Annotated in this window: 12 protein-coding genes; 2 read left to right on the top strand and 10 right to left on the bottom strand. The window is 63.3% G+C overall.

Annotated elements, in window-relative coordinates:
* Positions 1–32 precede the first annotated feature (32 nt).
* Positions 33–947, bottom strand: coding sequence for a sugar phosphate isomerase/epimerase (locus M9955_12210; GenBank protein ID MCO5082408.1), 915 nt, complete (start codon positions 945–947; stop codon positions 33–35).
* A 177-nt stretch (positions 948–1,124) separates the two neighbouring features.
* Between M9955_12210 and M9955_12205 the strand changes: the two genes are divergently transcribed.
* Positions 1,125–2,531, top strand: coding sequence for an oligosaccharide flippase family protein (locus M9955_12205; GenBank protein MCO5082407.1), 1,407 nt, complete (start codon positions 1,125–1,127; stop codon positions 2,529–2,531).
* Complete coding sequence (locus M9955_12200) at positions 2,531–3,814, top strand: GNAT family N-acetyltransferase (protein ID MCO5082406.1); 1,284 nt, start codon at positions 2,531–2,533, stop codon at positions 3,812–3,814. Before M9955_12205 ends, M9955_12200 begins: the two co-directional genes overlap by 1 nt.
* A gap of 9 nt (positions 3,815–3,823) precedes the next feature.
* Here the strand turns inward: M9955_12200 and M9955_12195 are convergent, their stop codons facing one another.
* The 9 genes from M9955_12195 to M9955_12155 form a co-directional block, all read right to left on the bottom strand.
* Positions 3,824–5,461, bottom strand: a complete 1,638-nt coding sequence (locus M9955_12195) for an AMP-binding protein (protein ID MCO5082405.1) — start codon at positions 5,459–5,461, stop codon at positions 3,824–3,826.
* 16 nt (positions 5,462–5,477) lie between these two features.
* The gene (locus M9955_12190; GenBank protein MCO5082404.1) at positions 5,478–7,247 is read right to left on the bottom strand and encodes a M10 family metallopeptidase; all 1,770 of its coding nucleotides are present in this window, start codon (positions 7,245–7,247) and stop codon (positions 5,478–5,480) included.
* A gap of 240 nt (positions 7,248–7,487) precedes the next feature.
* Positions 7,488–9,335 carry an EAL domain-containing protein gene (locus tag M9955_12185; GenBank protein MCO5082403.1) on the bottom strand — a complete coding sequence of 616 codons (1,848 nt, stop codon included), beginning with the start codon at positions 9,333–9,335 and terminating at the stop codon, positions 7,488–7,490.
* Positions 9,336–9,686: 351 nt separating this feature from the next.
* Complete coding sequence (locus tag M9955_12180; protein MCO5082402.1) at positions 9,687–10,019, bottom strand: NIPSNAP family protein; 333 nt, start codon at positions 10,017–10,019, stop codon at positions 9,687–9,689.
* 30 nt (positions 10,020–10,049) lie between these two features.
* Positions 10,050–11,030 (bottom strand): LLM class flavin-dependent oxidoreductase, encoded by a 981-nt coding sequence (locus M9955_12175; GenBank protein ID MCO5082401.1) that lies wholly within the window; start codon positions 11,028–11,030, stop codon positions 10,050–10,052.
* A gap of 31 nt (positions 11,031–11,061) precedes the next feature.
* Complete coding sequence (locus tag M9955_12170; protein ID MCO5082400.1) at positions 11,062–12,558, bottom strand: aldehyde dehydrogenase; 1,497 nt, start codon at positions 12,556–12,558, stop codon at positions 11,062–11,064.
* 194 nt (positions 12,559–12,752) lie between these two features.
* On the bottom strand, positions 12,753–13,637 hold the full coding sequence (locus tag M9955_12165; protein ID MCO5082399.1) for a LysR family transcriptional regulator: 885 nt from the start codon (positions 13,635–13,637) through the stop codon (positions 12,753–12,755).
* A 93-nt stretch (positions 13,638–13,730) separates the two neighbouring features.
* Complete coding sequence (pgl, locus tag M9955_12160) at positions 13,731–14,492, bottom strand: 6-phosphogluconolactonase (protein ID MCO5082398.1); 762 nt, start codon at positions 14,490–14,492, stop codon at positions 13,731–13,733.
* Positions 14,493–14,527: 35 nt separating this feature from the next.
* On the bottom strand, positions 14,528–15,310 hold the full coding sequence (locus M9955_12155; protein MCO5082397.1) for an ABC transporter permease: 783 nt from the start codon (positions 15,308–15,310) through the stop codon (positions 14,528–14,530).
* Positions 15,311–15,316: the final 6 nt, after the last annotated feature.

The following is a 15,316-nucleotide window of genomic DNA, read 5'->3' as shown; positions in this document are numbered from 1 at the left end:
CCCTCTCCCCTGTCGGAGAAGGTGACAGGAGCCTACTTCACCAGCGGCCGCAGCACGTCGCGGGCCAGCAGGAAGCCGCGCTTCACCGCCTCGTCCGAACCCTCGAAGCGGCGGTCCTCGTGCTCGATTATGACCGGGCCGTCATAACCGACACGGTAAAGGCCGGAGAAGAAGGCGTTCCAGTCCACCTCGCCGAGACCGGGCATGCGGGGTACCTGCCAGCCGATACCGGCCGAAAGGATGCCCCGCTCGTAGAGGCCGTCGCGGTCGATCATCAGGTCCTTGGCGTGGACATGGAGCATGTGCCCGCCGAATTCGCGGATGAAACGGCCCTGATCGATCATCTGCCAGACGAGATGCGACGGATCGTAGTTCATGCCGACCTCGCCGTTCCAGGTTTCGATGATGCGACGCCAGACTTCGGGCGAATAGGCGATGTTGTGGCCGCCCGGCCATTCGTCGTGACTGAAGATCATCGGGCAGTTTTCGAAGGCGAGCCTGACGCCGTTTTCACGGGCATGGGCAATGATGTCCGGCCAGACCTTCAGCGCCTCCTGCCAGTTGGCGTCGACCGTCTGCGACGCGTCGCCGCCGCAGAAGGTGTTGACCAGCGAAACGCCCATGCGGCCGGCGGCCGAGATCACCTTTTTCAGATGGCTGGTCACCGCCTCGCGATGCCCGCGGTCGAGATGGAGCGGGTTGGGATAGTAGCCGAGCGCCGAGATCGACTGGCCCTTTTCCGCCAGCGCGGCGACCAACTCCTTGCCTTCCGAAGCCGAAATGGCCGCAACGTCGATATGGGCGGTGCCGGCATAGCGCCGCGTCGGCCCCGTCGACTTCGGCCAGCAGGCGATTTCAAGAGCCTCGAAACCGGCGGTTTCCGCCCAGGCGGCCACGTCCAGCAGCGGCGTCTCCGGAAACGGAGCCGTCAGTATGCCAAGCTTCATGTCTCTCTCCCCAGATGCGCCCGGTGCGGGCGCGGCTTCGGCAGATTGTCTAGCGCATCCCGCGGGCCTCGCGCCATCGAAATGGCGTGGCGGCGGACGCTCCATATGAAGCATTCAATCCAATGGTTTCTTAAAGACTCTCGGCTAGGGTCGCAGCCGGAAACGGGAGAGTAGTGCGTGCGTTTTTCCGCGGCGACCACGGCCGAGCGGCTGCTGCCGCATCGCCTTGCGTTGAGGCTGCGGCCGACGCTCGACAGGGTGGACGCCCTGATCTCCGCGTCGGACGAACGCGGCGAAGCGGGCCGCATGTCCGTGATCGCCTTCGGCATCCGCATCTTCAGCGCCGTCATCGCCTTCGTCAGCCAGGTGCTGCTCGCCCGCTGGATGGGCAGCTTCGAGTACGGCATCTTCGTTCTCGTCTGGACCACGATGATCATCGCCGGCAACCTTGCGTGCCTCGGCTTCCACACGTCGATCATCCGTTTCATCCCGGAATTCCGCGCCAAGCACATGATGGACGAGCTGCGCGGCATACTCGTCGCCAGCCGGGTCTTCGTGCTGATCGCCTCGACGCTCATCGCCGGCGCCGGCGCGCTCGGCATCTGGCTGCTGTCGCCGCATGTCGAGACCTACTATGTCGTGCCCTTCATCCTCGGCGTGATCTGCATGCCGATGATCGCACTGTCTGACCTCCTGCAAGGCATTTCGCGCGCCAATGCATGGGCGTTCTCGGCGCTGTCGCCCACCTATATCACGCGCCCGGTGCTCATCCTGGCATGCATGGCCGGCGCCCTCCTTCTGGGTTACGAGGCGAATGCGGTGACGGCGGTGATCGCCGCCATCCTCGCCACCTACGCGACCACGATCGCGCAACTCGTCAGCGTCACCACGCGGGTCGACCGCCGGGTGCCGCGCGGACCGATCCGGGTCCACCTGTGGACGTGGTTCGCCATTTCGCTGCCGATCTTCCTGGTCGAGAGCTTCTTCTTCCTGCTGACCAATGCAGACGTGCTGATGGTCGGCTTCTTCATGGACCCCGACAGCGTCGCCGTCTATTTCGCGGCGGTGAAGACACTGGCGCTGGTGCATTTCGTCTATTTCGCCGTGAAGGCGGGGGTCGCCCAGCGCTATGCCGCGATCACCCATGGCGATCCGGAGCGCCTCGCCGCCTTCGCGCGCGAAACCGTATCCTGGACCTTCTGGCCGTCGGTGCTGATGGCGCTGGTCGTCATCGTGCTCGGCGAGCCGATGCTGGCGCTGTTCGGTCCGGAGTTCACAGCCGGCTATCCGCTGCTCTTCCTGCTGGTGTGCGGCGTCGTGGCGCGCGCTGCCGTGGGGCCGGCGGAAAGCCTGCTCACCATGAGCGGCAACCAGAACATCTGCGCGGCCGTCTATGCGCTGACGCTGGCGCTCAACATATTCCTCTCGGTCCTGCTCATTCCGGCCATGGGGCTCTGGGGCGCGGCGATCGCGACCACGCTCTCCATGGTCTTCGAAGCCTCGGCGCTTTCCTTCACCGTCTGGCGCCGGCTCGGCATCGTCATGGCGATCTTCTTCTCCCCACCGGCTCGCGGAGCGGTCTGATGGCGGCCATACCCATCCTCGAAGAAACCAGCGGCAGCGCTTCGGCGCCGATGATCGCCGGGCTCGCCGGCATCAGTCCGGACAGCGCCGATGTCGCGCAATACGAATTGCTGGAAAGCAGCCGGCCGCAGCGCAAGCTCGCCATCTACCCGGCCGCCGCCGGCTTCGACCTGGTCGAGGAACTGGATTTCCTCAGCGCGCGCACCGTGGAGCCGAACGTCTTCTTCAATCCCCGCTTCCTCGCCCCGGCCATGCCGCGGCTCGAGGATCGCGAGGTGCGGCTTGCGGTGATCCGCGACGGGGACGAATTCAGGAACCGGCTGCGTTTCCTCGTCCCCTTCTCGGTCGAGCGGCCGGTCGGGCCGCTGGGACAACCCATCCTGCGCGCCTGGTCGAGCCCCTTCGGTCCCCTCGGGACACCGCTGCTCGACCGCGACGAGCCGGAGGGCGTGGTCGAGAGCTTCTTCGCGATGATGTCACGGCCGCATCTCAAGCTGCCGAGAATCTTCGTCCTGCCGGACATGCGGCTGGACGGACCGGTGGCCTCGATCGTCAGCCGCGCGGCAGACAGCCGCGGCCTGCCGCTGGTTATCACGGCGCGCGTGGAACGGCCGGTCCTCGCAAGCCGGCTCGACGGCAGGGAATATCTCAAGGCATCGCTCAGGTCGCACCACTACCGCGAGTTCCGTCGCCTCAAGCGCCGGCTGGAGGAAACGGGCACGCTCGAGTACCGGATCGACCGAACCGTCGACGAAGTGCGGAGCGGGCTGGAGAGCTTCCTGTCGCTGGAAGCCGCAGGCTGGAAAGGACGCCAGGGCACGGCGATGGCGATCGACCGCTACAGGGCCGCCTTCGCCCGCGAGGCCGTGCACCGTCTGTCGGAGGAGGACCACTGCCGCGTCCATTCTCTCGTGCTGGACGGCCGGGTCATCGCGTCGGTCGTCGTCTTCGTCGAAGCCGGCGTCGCCTACACGTGGAAGACGGCCTATGACGAGACGCTCGCCGCCTTCTCGCCGGGAACGCTGCTGATGATCGAGGTGACCAGACAGCATCTCGACGATCCCAACATCGTCATGACGGATTCCTGCGCGGTGCCCGACCATCCGGTGATGAGCCGGTTGTGGAGCGAGCGGCGGCCGATGGGCACGATGGTGATCGGCATGACGCCGGACAGCGACCGCGCCACCCGGCAGGCGGCGTCGCAACTCCATCTCTACCAGGAGACGCGGAACATGGCGCGGCTGGTCAGGAACCGCGTGAAGAGCCTGCTGCGCAGGAAATAGCCAGGACGCTCAGGCGCTGCCTTCCGCCCGCGCCCTGTCGCGGAAGATGCGGCGGATCACCTTGCCGGTCGTGGTCAGCGGCATCGACCCGACGAACTCCACCTCGCGCGGGTATTCGTGGGCGGACAGGCGCTCGCGCACCCAAAGCTTGATCTCCTCGGCCAGGCCGTCGCTCGCCTCGACGCCGTCCTTCAGCACGAGATAGGCCTTGACGATCTCCGTGCGGAGCAGGTCGGGCTTGCCTACCGCGGCCGCCAGCGCGACGGCGGGATGGCCGGTCAGACAATCCTCGATCTCGCCGGGACCGATGCGGAAGCCGGCCGAAGTGATGACGTCGTCGTCGCGGCCGAAGAAATGCACATAGCCGTCCGCGTCCATGATGCCCTGGTCGCCGGTCGTCATCCAGTCGCCGACGAACTTCGCCTCGGTCGCCGCATCGTTCTGCCAGTAGCCGAGGAACATCACCGGATCGGGCTTGCGGACGGCGATCTGGCCCGGCCTGCCGGCCGGCAGCACCCGTCCTTCCGGGTCGATCAGCGCCACATGATGGCCGGGCACCGGAAGGCCGATGGCGCCGGCGCGGCTGACGCCGAGCGCACGGCTCGATCCGAGCACGAGATTGCATTCGGTCTGGCCGTAGAATTCGTTGACGCTCGCCCCGAGCGCGGACTGCGCCCACTCGAACGTCTCGCGGCCGAGCGATTCGCCGGCCGAGCAGACGGCGCGCAACCGCAGGCGGCTGCTGTCCAACGCGCCCGAGGCGCCTTTCAGCATGCGCAGCGCCGTCGGCGGAATGAAGGCCGAGGTCACCCGCATCTCCTCCATCAGCGCCAGCGCCGGCTCGGCCGCAAACTTGTCGAAGCGCGCCGACACCACGGGCACGCCCAGCATCAGGGCGGGAAACAGCGCGTTGAGCAGGCCGCCCGCCCATGCCCAGTCCGCCGGGGTCCACATCACCTCGTCGGGCCGGGGCGGAAACTCGTAGGCCATGTCGATGCCCGGCATATGGCCGAGCAGCACGCGGTGGCCGTGCAGCGCGCCCTTCGGCGGCCCGGTCGTGCCGGAGGTGAAGATCATCAGTGCCGGGTCGTCCGGTCCCGTATCCTCCGGTTCGAAAGCAGCAGGCGAATCGGCGACCAGCCGGTCGAAGTCCAGCGCATCCGCGGCGCCTTCGACGCAGACGACGAATTCCAGGCCGGGCAGGCGCGGCGTCAGCTTGCGCAGCTTTTCGACGCCGCCGGCATTGGTCACCACGACCTTCGCACCCGCAGAGTAGAGCCGGTATTCCAGCGCCTCGATGCCGAAGAGCACAGCCAGCGGCAGCGCGATGGCGCCGAGCTTGTAGATGGCGACATGGGCAATGACGACTTCGAACCCCTGCGGCAGGAGCAGAGCCACCCGGTCGCCGCGCCTCACGCCACGCGCCCGCAGGGCGTTGGCGAAGGCGTTCGACCGGCGCGCCAGATCGCCATAGGTCAGCGTCCGCGCGGGCCGTCCCGACCCGTATTCGAGGATGGCGGGCCGATCCGGCTCCCGTCGCGCCCAGTCATCGGCGACGGCGACGCCGATGTTGAAGCGGCTCGGCACCCGCCAGCGGAAGCCGTCGTAGAGGCGACGATAGCCGTCCGTTCCGGTGGAAGCGCTCATGGAAGCAGGCGACGCCTCAAGCGAACAGGCTTTCTCCAAAGGAATCCGACAGTCCCGCCGCGCGGACCTCGTTGGCGAAATCGTTGACGGCCTCGCCATACGGGCCGGCATCGGCCTTGACGCTTTCGTAGAGCACGGAACTCAGCATCGCAACCTTCACGGCGTCGTCGAGGCTGACGCCGGGGCGGACGATGCGCTCCAGCGCCACCTGCGTGTAATAGCTTTCGGCGCCGAGGAAGAAGTTCTTCGCGCCGGCGAGATTGGCTGTTCCCGATGCGGTGATGATCGTATCCACGGCCTTGCCGACGGCCTGCGCGAAGCTGAGGCTGCCATATTCGGCCTCGTACCAGGCAAGGCTCTGCGGAATCTCGAAGGCGAGATTGCAGGCGAAGTTCAGGTATGTGTTCTCGACGTTGAACTGCGCGAAATAGGGATCGTTGAGATCGGTCGGATTGGCGGGCGATGAGATGAGATATTCGAAGCCGGATGCCTCGGGCACGATACCCATCATCAACTGCCACGTGGCGGCGACGGTGGTCACGTCGTCGCGGCTTTCGTACCAGAGAATCGGATCGAGAAGGCTCTGGATGGTGACCGCCGCCTGACCGGCGAAGCTCGCCAGTTCGAAACCGATCAGCCTGTCGGTGCCGTCATTGCCGTCGGAGAGGTTGATGTCGACCACGATGATGTCGCCGGTCGCAGCGTCCACCGAAAGGTCGTATCCGCCGGCGACGCCGGAGAAATAGAAGACGTCGACGCCCGCTCCGCCATCGGCAGTCTGGTTGAACGCATTGCCGTAGACGTGATCGCCGCCGGCAGTACCGATGAACTTCTCGATCACGGTTCCCTGGAAGATGCCGATCATCGGCACGCCGTCCGTCTGGCCCGCAAGGTCGATCCATGGACGGTTGCCGGCGTCGATATAGTAGCTCAGCTGGTTGTAGGGATTCTGCCCGGACAGCCACAATCCCTCGTCGAAGACGAACCGGACACCGGCGGTCGCCGTGTAACCGGACGCATCGATGGTGTCGAAGCCGCCCGTATCGACCACCGTGAACGGCACGTTGCCGCTGATCGTCCAGGTGTTGCCGCTATGGGTCGGCGTCGGATAGCCGTCCACCACGCGGAAGACGTTGTTCTCCGTCGAGGCGCGCGCGCCGTACATGTCCATGAGGGCGGCGATGTCGAGCGGCATCAGCGCGCTGACATATTTGCCGGCCGCGAGATTGACCATGTCGGAATAGGACATGACCGACATCAGCGTCGTATCGTACTGCACCGGCAGGCTCGGATTCGGGCGGATCTCTCCGTCATAGGCGCGGGAATGCTCAAGCCCGAGCAGATGGCCGATCTCGTGGGTCAGCACCGTGTAGGCGAAGTCGCCGAATTCGGTGGACTGCACGTCGTCCGCGAGGAACATGCCGGATTTCGAGAAATCGCCGGGAAGGTCGGCATAGCCGGCAACGTCCATATTGTGCTGGGCGATGACGATATCGCCGGCCGCGCCCGAAACCTCCTGGAAATCGAGGTTCAGGAAGCTCTCGATATAGGAGAAGAAGAAACGGACATAGGCCTTCTCCTGCGCGTCGAGCGGGCTGAAGCGAAGCGTCTCACCCGCCGGCACGTAGGGCAGGTATTCCTCGCCGGTCGGGAACGACGGGAAGGAGTAGGTGATCGTCGTCTTGCGCCACTGATAGCCGGAATCCAGCGTGCTAACATAACTTGCGAGAAAGGCAGTCTGCTGCGCCTCGGTGAGCGTCGACCAGTATCGAAAATCCCACTCCATCCGCTTTCCCCGTCATGTCCGATAGGAAGCCCCGACCGCGAAGCTGCAGGGCGCCAGCGGTAACATCAAAACCGCCCGTCGGCCAGAAAATGCACGACAAACGTCAACAAATCACGGAGCATTTCCGTCGAATCCGCGCGGGCGGCGGATGTCGTCCTTTTCCCATCAAGCGCTCATAAGCGCCGAGTTTCAAGCCCGCCGGCGTGTCGCGGCGATGCTGCTCCGCTCACACCGGAGAACCTAGTTCACCGCTCGCGAACCGGCGCCGGACCCTGCCGCGAGAAAATCCATGACGTCGCTCCGTTCGATGGGCCGCGAGTAATAATATCCCTGGACCATGACCTTGCCGAGCTTCTTGAGGGCCAGCAGTTCTTCCCGCGTCTCAACACCCTCGACGACGCAATCAAGCCCCATGTCGCGGCTCAGGGCCAGCAGGGATTTGACGATCTTGTGGCTCGCGGGGTTGGTGTCCAGACCCGTGACGAAGCTGCGATCGATCTTGATCTTCGTCAGCGGCAGCGAATGAAGCCGCGACAGGCTGGAATAGCCGGTGCCGAAATCATCGAGGGAGATGCCGCAGCCGAGCAGCCTGAGTATCTCGATCGACCGTCTCACCTGCTCGAAATCATGCGTGAACGCGGTCTCGGTCATTTCCAGATCGAGGCGCCTGGCGTCGAAGGCGCTGCCCTGGATGATGCCGACGATCGCCAGCACGCCCTCGGCGGAATTGAGGTCGTGGGCGGAGAGATTGAACGAAAGCCGGATCTCGTCCGACCATGACGCCGCCGATTCCAGGGCCTTTTTCAACAAGGGCCGCGTGATCGAACTGACGATGCCCGCCCTTTCGGCGACGGGAATGAACTGCGCTGGCGAAACGACGCCCACCAACGGGCTCGACCAGCGCGCCAAAGCCTCAAAACCGATCGTGGCCTGGTTCCGGACGTCGATGATCGGCTGGAAAACCACCGAAAGCTCCCTGTCGAAATCGGCGAGCTTCAAGGCCTGCTCTATCTTCGCGTCGCTGTTGATCCTCGCCTCGTGGCTCGCGGCGAACAGCGTGGCTCCGCCGCGCTGCGTATCCTTGCCATGATAGAGAGCGTAGTCCGCGCGCTCATAGAGCTGCTCGGACGACGAGGCCATCTCGGGATAGACGGCGATCCCCACCGATCCCGATATCTGGATGGTCGCCTCCGGGATCGAGAACGGCGACCGCAAGGCAAGCCCGATCTCGTTGCCCCGGCGGACCAGCGTCTCGTCGTCAGGCGCGTCGGATATTATGAACGCGAATTCGTCTCCTCCCAGACGCGCCGTGAACATCGACCCTTTCGAGAACACCTTTGAAAGCCGGTCGGCGACCTCCGCGAGCAGCTTGTCGCCGACGGCATGTCCGTAGAGATCGTTCACGGGCTTGAACCCGTCCAGATCGATGACCCCGAGCGCCAGACGCGTGCCGTATTTCTCGGCGATCCGGAACGATTCGTTCAGTTGGCTGAAGAAAGCGCGGCGATTGGGCAGGTTGGTGAGACTGTCTATATTCGCCAGCCTGAGGTTCTCGTCGCTCAGCGCCTCGCTGCGCGCCAGGGCGTTGACCATTCGCACGAAGTCGCGGCTCTGGATGAGGATGACGATGACCGCCGCGATCGTGACCAGCGTGATGTTCAGCGCGATCGCATGGAAGATCAGCGTGTTCTGGAGAACCAGGAACGTGACGATTATCGTTCCCGCAATCCCCGCGAGAATAAGCGCCGCCGACCTGACATGGATCAGGCAGAACATCGTGCTGATGAGGGAAATCGTCAGGTAGAAGACGACGTGTCCCTTTGCAAACGCGTCGCCGTAGGGAAAGAGCGCGAGCGCCCAAGAGGTGAACGCCACCGCCAGCGCCGCCGTCAGGATCGGAAGCCGCGTCAACTCTTTCTTCGCCTTGGCGAAGGTGAGAGTCTCGCCTCGACTGCGCCACCACGCCACGATGCGGATCGCGCAGACCACGGTGAGCCCAGAGGATGCGTAGAGCGTCAGCCAGAGCGGCGCTTTTTCCCAGAAACTGGCCGCAAGCATCCAGCTGTTGACCACCAGGATAAAATACATAAGCGGTATCAGGCGGGACAGCGCTGTGCACTGTGCAATCATTATTGCCTGATTGTTCGAAACGGCCGCAAACTTATAAAGAAAATTCAGAAACGAATTTTTGCGTCTCAATATTTCTTTTTCAACCCCCTCCGCCGTCAGCCTTATCCGGGACTTCGATGAAGGCTAAAACCGGCCACGATCCTAGCACGCGTTCGTTAATCCGGCGTTGAAAGGCGGCGGACAATTCAGGGCAGCGCTCGTCCTCGGCCTGCCCTGACGTGTGATGTATAATTGGTTTTATGCGTCTGATGCCGGCGGGCGACGCCGCCGGCTGACAGCAAAAAGGCACGGATAGCCGCGGGCCTGCGATCACTTCAGCGGCGAATATTTCGTCGGCTTGAGGAAAACGCTGTTGCTCTTGGCCACGACAGGCCCGCCGAACTTCTTGGCGAGTTCCGTCCGCTTGGCCGTCCATTCGGGGTCGACCCAGAATGCGTCCCACGCCTTTTGTCTGGCGGCCATGTCGGCATAGCCCAGCAGATAGATGAGCGAATTCTCGTCATCGCCGAGTTCCGGATTGAAGCACGCAACGACTTCCATCCCGAGCCTCTTGAATACGGGAACGGCAAGCGTCTCCATCAGTTCGTGCAGATTGGCCATTTTGCCCGGCATGGCGTCATAGCGGCGCATTTCGTAGATCATCGGGGTCCTCCTGAATTTGACCTGTAGAGCTCAATCGATCTTCGGCATGACTTCTTCAGAGAACTGCTGAAGCAGTTCCTTGCGGGCGGACAGCGTGTCGCCCGGCACATGCAGAATGTTGAAGTGGTCGATGCCTGCTTCCTTCACCTTCAGAACGCCTTCGACGACGTCGTCGACGGTGCCGACGAAGTTCTGGGCAAGGAAGGACTCCAGCGGCTGGCGTTTCAGTCTGAACTGGCCATGCCGGGTTTTCTTGTAGCCCTCGATCGCCTCTTCCTTCGTCTTTCCGAAAAAGACCTCGGCTTCGGCAACGGCATCGATATCCTTCAGGGTGCGCCCGGCCGCATGGAGGTGCGGCTCGAGCGCCTTCAGCCGGTCGGGCAGGATGGCTAAGGGCGCCGTGACGCCAAGCCCCCATTTCGCGATGCGCTCCAGGGCTTCCTCGGCCCGAAGCGGGACATACATCGGGAACGGCTTCTGCACCGGCTTGGGATAGAGGTTGATCCCGGCGACGGCGTTGAACTCGCCATCGAAAGTGACATTCTGTTCGTCGGAGAAGAAGCGATGGAGAAGTTCGATCAACTCGTCCATCATATTGCCGCGGTGGGCCTTCGGGCGGCGCGGGTTCAGCGCCTCGAACTCGTCCCGGCACATGCCGAGGCCCAGTCCGAGAAACATCCGGCCATTGCTGAACTGATCCAGTGTGGCGACCTGCTTCGCCAGGATTACAGGCTCGCGGAAGGGCGCGAGGATCAGGCCCGTGCCCAGCTTGATCTTCCGCGTGTGGGCGAGACAGAAGGCGATCGATATCAGCGGCTCGAACCAGTCGGGCTTCTCACCCTCCGGAATGCCGTACATGGGCGTCGGCGTGATGAAGTCCGTCGCCCACAGGCCGTGGTATCCCATGGCCTCGCAGAACTGGACGATTTCGACGATCTCGTCCGGACTGGCAAAGCCGGGAGGGACGAACACACCCTCTCTGGCGTTCGGAAACTCGGTATCGATTTTCATGTGAAGCTCTTCGGCTTGGGTTTCTCGCCACTCAGGCAAGCACGATGCAGGACGCCTTCAGGGCGGTGTATTTCTCCAGAGCGTGGAGCGACTTGTCCCGGCCGAAGCCCGACTGCTTGAAGCCGCCGAACGGAGTCGTGATGTCGCCGCCCGAATAGGTGTTCACGTTGACGGCGCCTGCCCGCACGCCGCGGACGACCTTGAAAGCCTTGTTGATGTCGGTGGTCCAGACCGCGGCATAGAGCCCGTAGATGGTGTCGTTGGCCACGCGCACGGCATCGTCGGCTCCCTTGATGGTCAATGTGGAGAGGACGGGGCCGAATATCTCCTCGCGGGCGATGCGCATGGACGGATCGACACCATCGAAGATCGTCGGCTTGACGAAATAGCCGCCGCTGTCGCGCCTGCTGCGCTCGCCTCCGCATACGAGCCTGGCGCCGGCTTCCTTGCCGACTTCGATGTAGCCCAGGACGCGATCGAGCTGCGTCTGGTCCACGATCGCGCCCATCTGCGTGTCAGGGTCGAGCGGATCGCCTACGACGATCGATTCAGCCACCGACTTCACCTTGTCGAGCACGCGGTCCTTCACCGATGCGTCGACCAGGAGACGCGTTCCGGCGCTGCAGACCTCTCCCTGATTATAGAAGACGGCCCATGCGGCGGAGGTCGCCGCCGCGTCGATGTTCGCGTCGTCAAGGATGATGTGCGGGCTCTTTCCGCCACACTCCAGATTGACGGCCTTCATGTTCGATTCCGCGGAATATTTGAGGAAGAGCTTTCCGACTTCCGTGGAACCGGTGAAGGCAATGCAATCCACATCCGGGTGACGGCCCAGCGCCTGCCCCGCCGTCGGGCCAAAGCCGGGCACAACATTGAACACGCCTTCCGGGATACCGGCTTCCGCCGCTAGTTCCGCAATGCGCAGAGCGCTAAGCGGCGATTGCTCCGCCGGCTTCAGGATCACCGAGTTGCCGGCGATCAGGGCCGGCGCGACCTTCCAGGCCATCATCATCAGCGGGAAGTTCCACGGGATGATGCAGGCGACGACGCCAAGCGGCTCGCGCATGACCAGAACGATCCTTCCGGGATCGCTCGGGCAAATCTCGTCGTAGACCTTGTCGATCGCTTCCGCGAACCAGCGGAAGCAGGTGATCGTGCTCGGCAGGTCGGCGCCATAGGCATCCTTGATGGGCTTGCCCATGTCGAGCACATCCAGCAGCGCCAGTTCATGCGCGTGCTTTTCCATCAGATCCGCCCATTTGAGCATGAGTGCCTTCCGCCGAGCCGGCGCCATGTTGCGCCATACGCCCGAGTCGAAGGCCTTGCGCGCGGCCTCTACCGCCCTGTCGACATCCGCCTCGTCACATTCCGCGACGCTGGCAAGAGCTTTTCCGGTGATCGGAGAAATAGAGTCGAACGTCTTTCCAGATACGGAATCAACAAATTTTCCGCCTATGTAGGCTCTCGTCTGAAAATCAAGAGCCTTCGCTTTCGCAAGGTTTTCAGAATATGCAGATGACGCGGTCATTTTATTTTACTGTCCTCCGAACAATCTGAAATATTTTAGAGATTTTATTTCACAATCCCGATCCTCATTCAGTTTCACACCTCAAAATGGCCAAGTAAAATGAAAAGAAATCATTGCCCAAATCGCATAATTCGATAGGTGAGCGCGCGACCGCACAAGCGGTGCGCGCATGCGTCTGCCAATGTCAGCTGGGCCTAGAGATGTGCGAAACGCGGGTCGGATTCCGCATCGGACAGATGTGAAACCTGCTCGCGAAGCGTGGCGACGGCATCGTCGAACCATGCGAGTCCGACCAAGGCGTGCGCGTGGGCGAGGTATGTGCGCTGCTGCGCCGCGCCGGCGCCCTCGACAATATGGAGACGGCCTTCGTCAATCAGCTTTCCGACCTGCCGGAGGGGAAAGTAGCCGGACCCGCCCCTTTCCAGTATGAACTGCAGGGCGGCCGCATTGTCGGTGAAGCTGACAGGCGGCGTGATCTCGCTCGGCATGATCGTGCGGTGGTAGACGGCGAAGTCCTCGCTCCACTGGATGTACACATAGTCCGGATTCCACCGTTCGGCCTTGCGCGGGTAGGTCGAAACCAGAAGCAGCTTCTCGGAAAAGAGCTCTTCAATGATCAGGTCCTTGCGCGGCATGACTTCCAGCACGACCGCCGCATCCAGGAAGCCCTGAGCGAGTTTCTCGACCACGTGGGCCGAGCGCCCGGATTCGATGCCGAGGGCGACGCTCGGCTGCTCCCGCTGCATCCGCAGCAGCCAGCGGTCGCCCAACCCCTCCCACAGCGCCGCCGCGACGCCGACCGAGAACATCACCGAGCGGGAGGAATGCAGCGCCAGTTCCTGCTTGGCATGCTGCCAGGTCTGGAGCAGCATTTCGGCGAAGGGCTGGAACTTCCGCCCGGCGACGGTAAGGTCGACGCCGGCCTTGTCGCGGGTGAAAAGCTGCTGGCCAAGCTCTTCCTCGAGCGCCGCGATGCGCACGGTGACCGTGGATTGGGTCACGCATAGCCGGTCGGCAGCCTTGTTGAAGCTCCTCGCCTGAATAAGCTCAAGAAACGTGCGCGCCAAAACGATGTTCAAGCGCCCTGCCCTCCGGGATCAGCGGTGAGAACATACACCATTGCTCGGCATGCGAAGGCCCGATTGCGATCTGTCGGCCGCGGCCGACGGAAATCACGCCCGCGCGGCGCGCCGCTTACTGTCCGACACAATATCGTCGGCGGCGGCCGTGTCAAAGAACCACGATATGGTGCCGCGTGACGTCACCCGCGCCGCCGGCACGTCCGCGCCGTCGCGGATCTGGCGCACGATATCCCGCTTCCCCGATCCGCAGACGATGAAGGCGACGTGAAGGCTCGAGGCTATAGCCGGGAAGGTCAGGGTTATACGGGGCTCGGGACGCGCGCCGACGATCGAATCGACCAGCCGCCCCGTCTCGGAAAGGGTAGGCGTTCCCGGAAACAGCGATGCCGTGTGGCCGTCTTCACCCAATCCGAGCAGGACCACGTCGAACAGCGTGTCCTTGCCGGCGGGTGTCCTGATGTCCCGCTGAAAGGTCCGAAGCGTGGCCTCGTAGGCATCGGCCGCCTCCCGGGCGTCGGCCCGCGTCGTATCGATTGCATGTATCTGGAGCGGCCGAACCTGGGCGAGGTCGAGCATTGCCTCGCGCGCCATGCGATAATTGCTGGCCGGATGATCCGGTGCGACGAAACGCTCATCGCCCCAGAACCAGTGGACACGCGACCAGGGGAACCGTCCGAGGAATGGAGGCTCGGTCAGCATACGATAAAGGATGCGCGGCGTTCCTCCTCCCGACAGGCAGATCGAGACCGGGCCATCTGTCGATGCGGCGATGTCCGTAAGCCAGTGCGCCACGGAAATCGCGGTGGCCTCGCCATTGGCCGCGACAAAACTATTCGCCAGAATCGTGCTCACAAAATACCTCCCGATGAAGCTGGATGTCGGCGCGTTCAGCGCTCGCGCGCCCGCCTTACGAACGTTATGACGAGAAATGTGATCAGGCCGATGAGCGAGATGACACTCGACGCGGCCATGACCGAAGGATCGCTGCTCATGGACAAGGCGTCCAGCATCGCCTTCGGCAGCGTTGAAACCGATGCGCCGCCAAGGAACATCGGCATGATCACGTCATCGAACGACGTGAGAAAGGAGAGCACCGCGCCTGCGATGATGCCCGGCGTCAGAAGCGGCAGCACGACGTGCCAGAATGCCTGGACAGGGCTGGCCCCCAGCGTCCTGGCGGCCGCCTCCAGCACCTGATCGCGCCGGCGTATCGTCGATATGACAGTGATGACGACGAACGGTATCGCGATGATCGACTGCGCCAGACCGACGCCCAGATGGGTGCCGATGATCCTGTAGGACGCGAAGATCGGATAGACCGCCATCCCGTACGCGACATAGGGCACGACAAGCGGAGACAGAAAAAGGATCAGCACCGCGTTTCGCAGGAACGCCGATCGGATGCGGCTGATGCCGTACGCGGAAAGCGTGCCGACGGTGGTGGCGATCACCATGCAGATGGCGCCGATAATGATGGTGTCGACGAATGCGCCGCGCCAACCGGGGTCCTGCGCGATCTTTTCGTACCATCTCAGCGAGAAACCGTTCGGCGGAAAGCTCATGAACCGGTCGCTGGTGAAGGAGACGCTGCCGGAAATGATGATCGGCGCCACGAGAAAGGTGAAGAGAGCAATCAGAAAGATCGGTCTGGCAATTCGGGCGGCGTTCATCGAGGG

This window comes from Rhizobiaceae bacterium, from assembly GCA_023953845.1.
Lineage (GTDB): Bacteria > Pseudomonadota > Alphaproteobacteria > Rhizobiales > Rhizobiaceae > Arvimicrobium.
The sequence above is the reverse complement of the archived record's forward strand: the minus strand, read 5'-3'. Positions and strand labels throughout refer to the sequence as shown.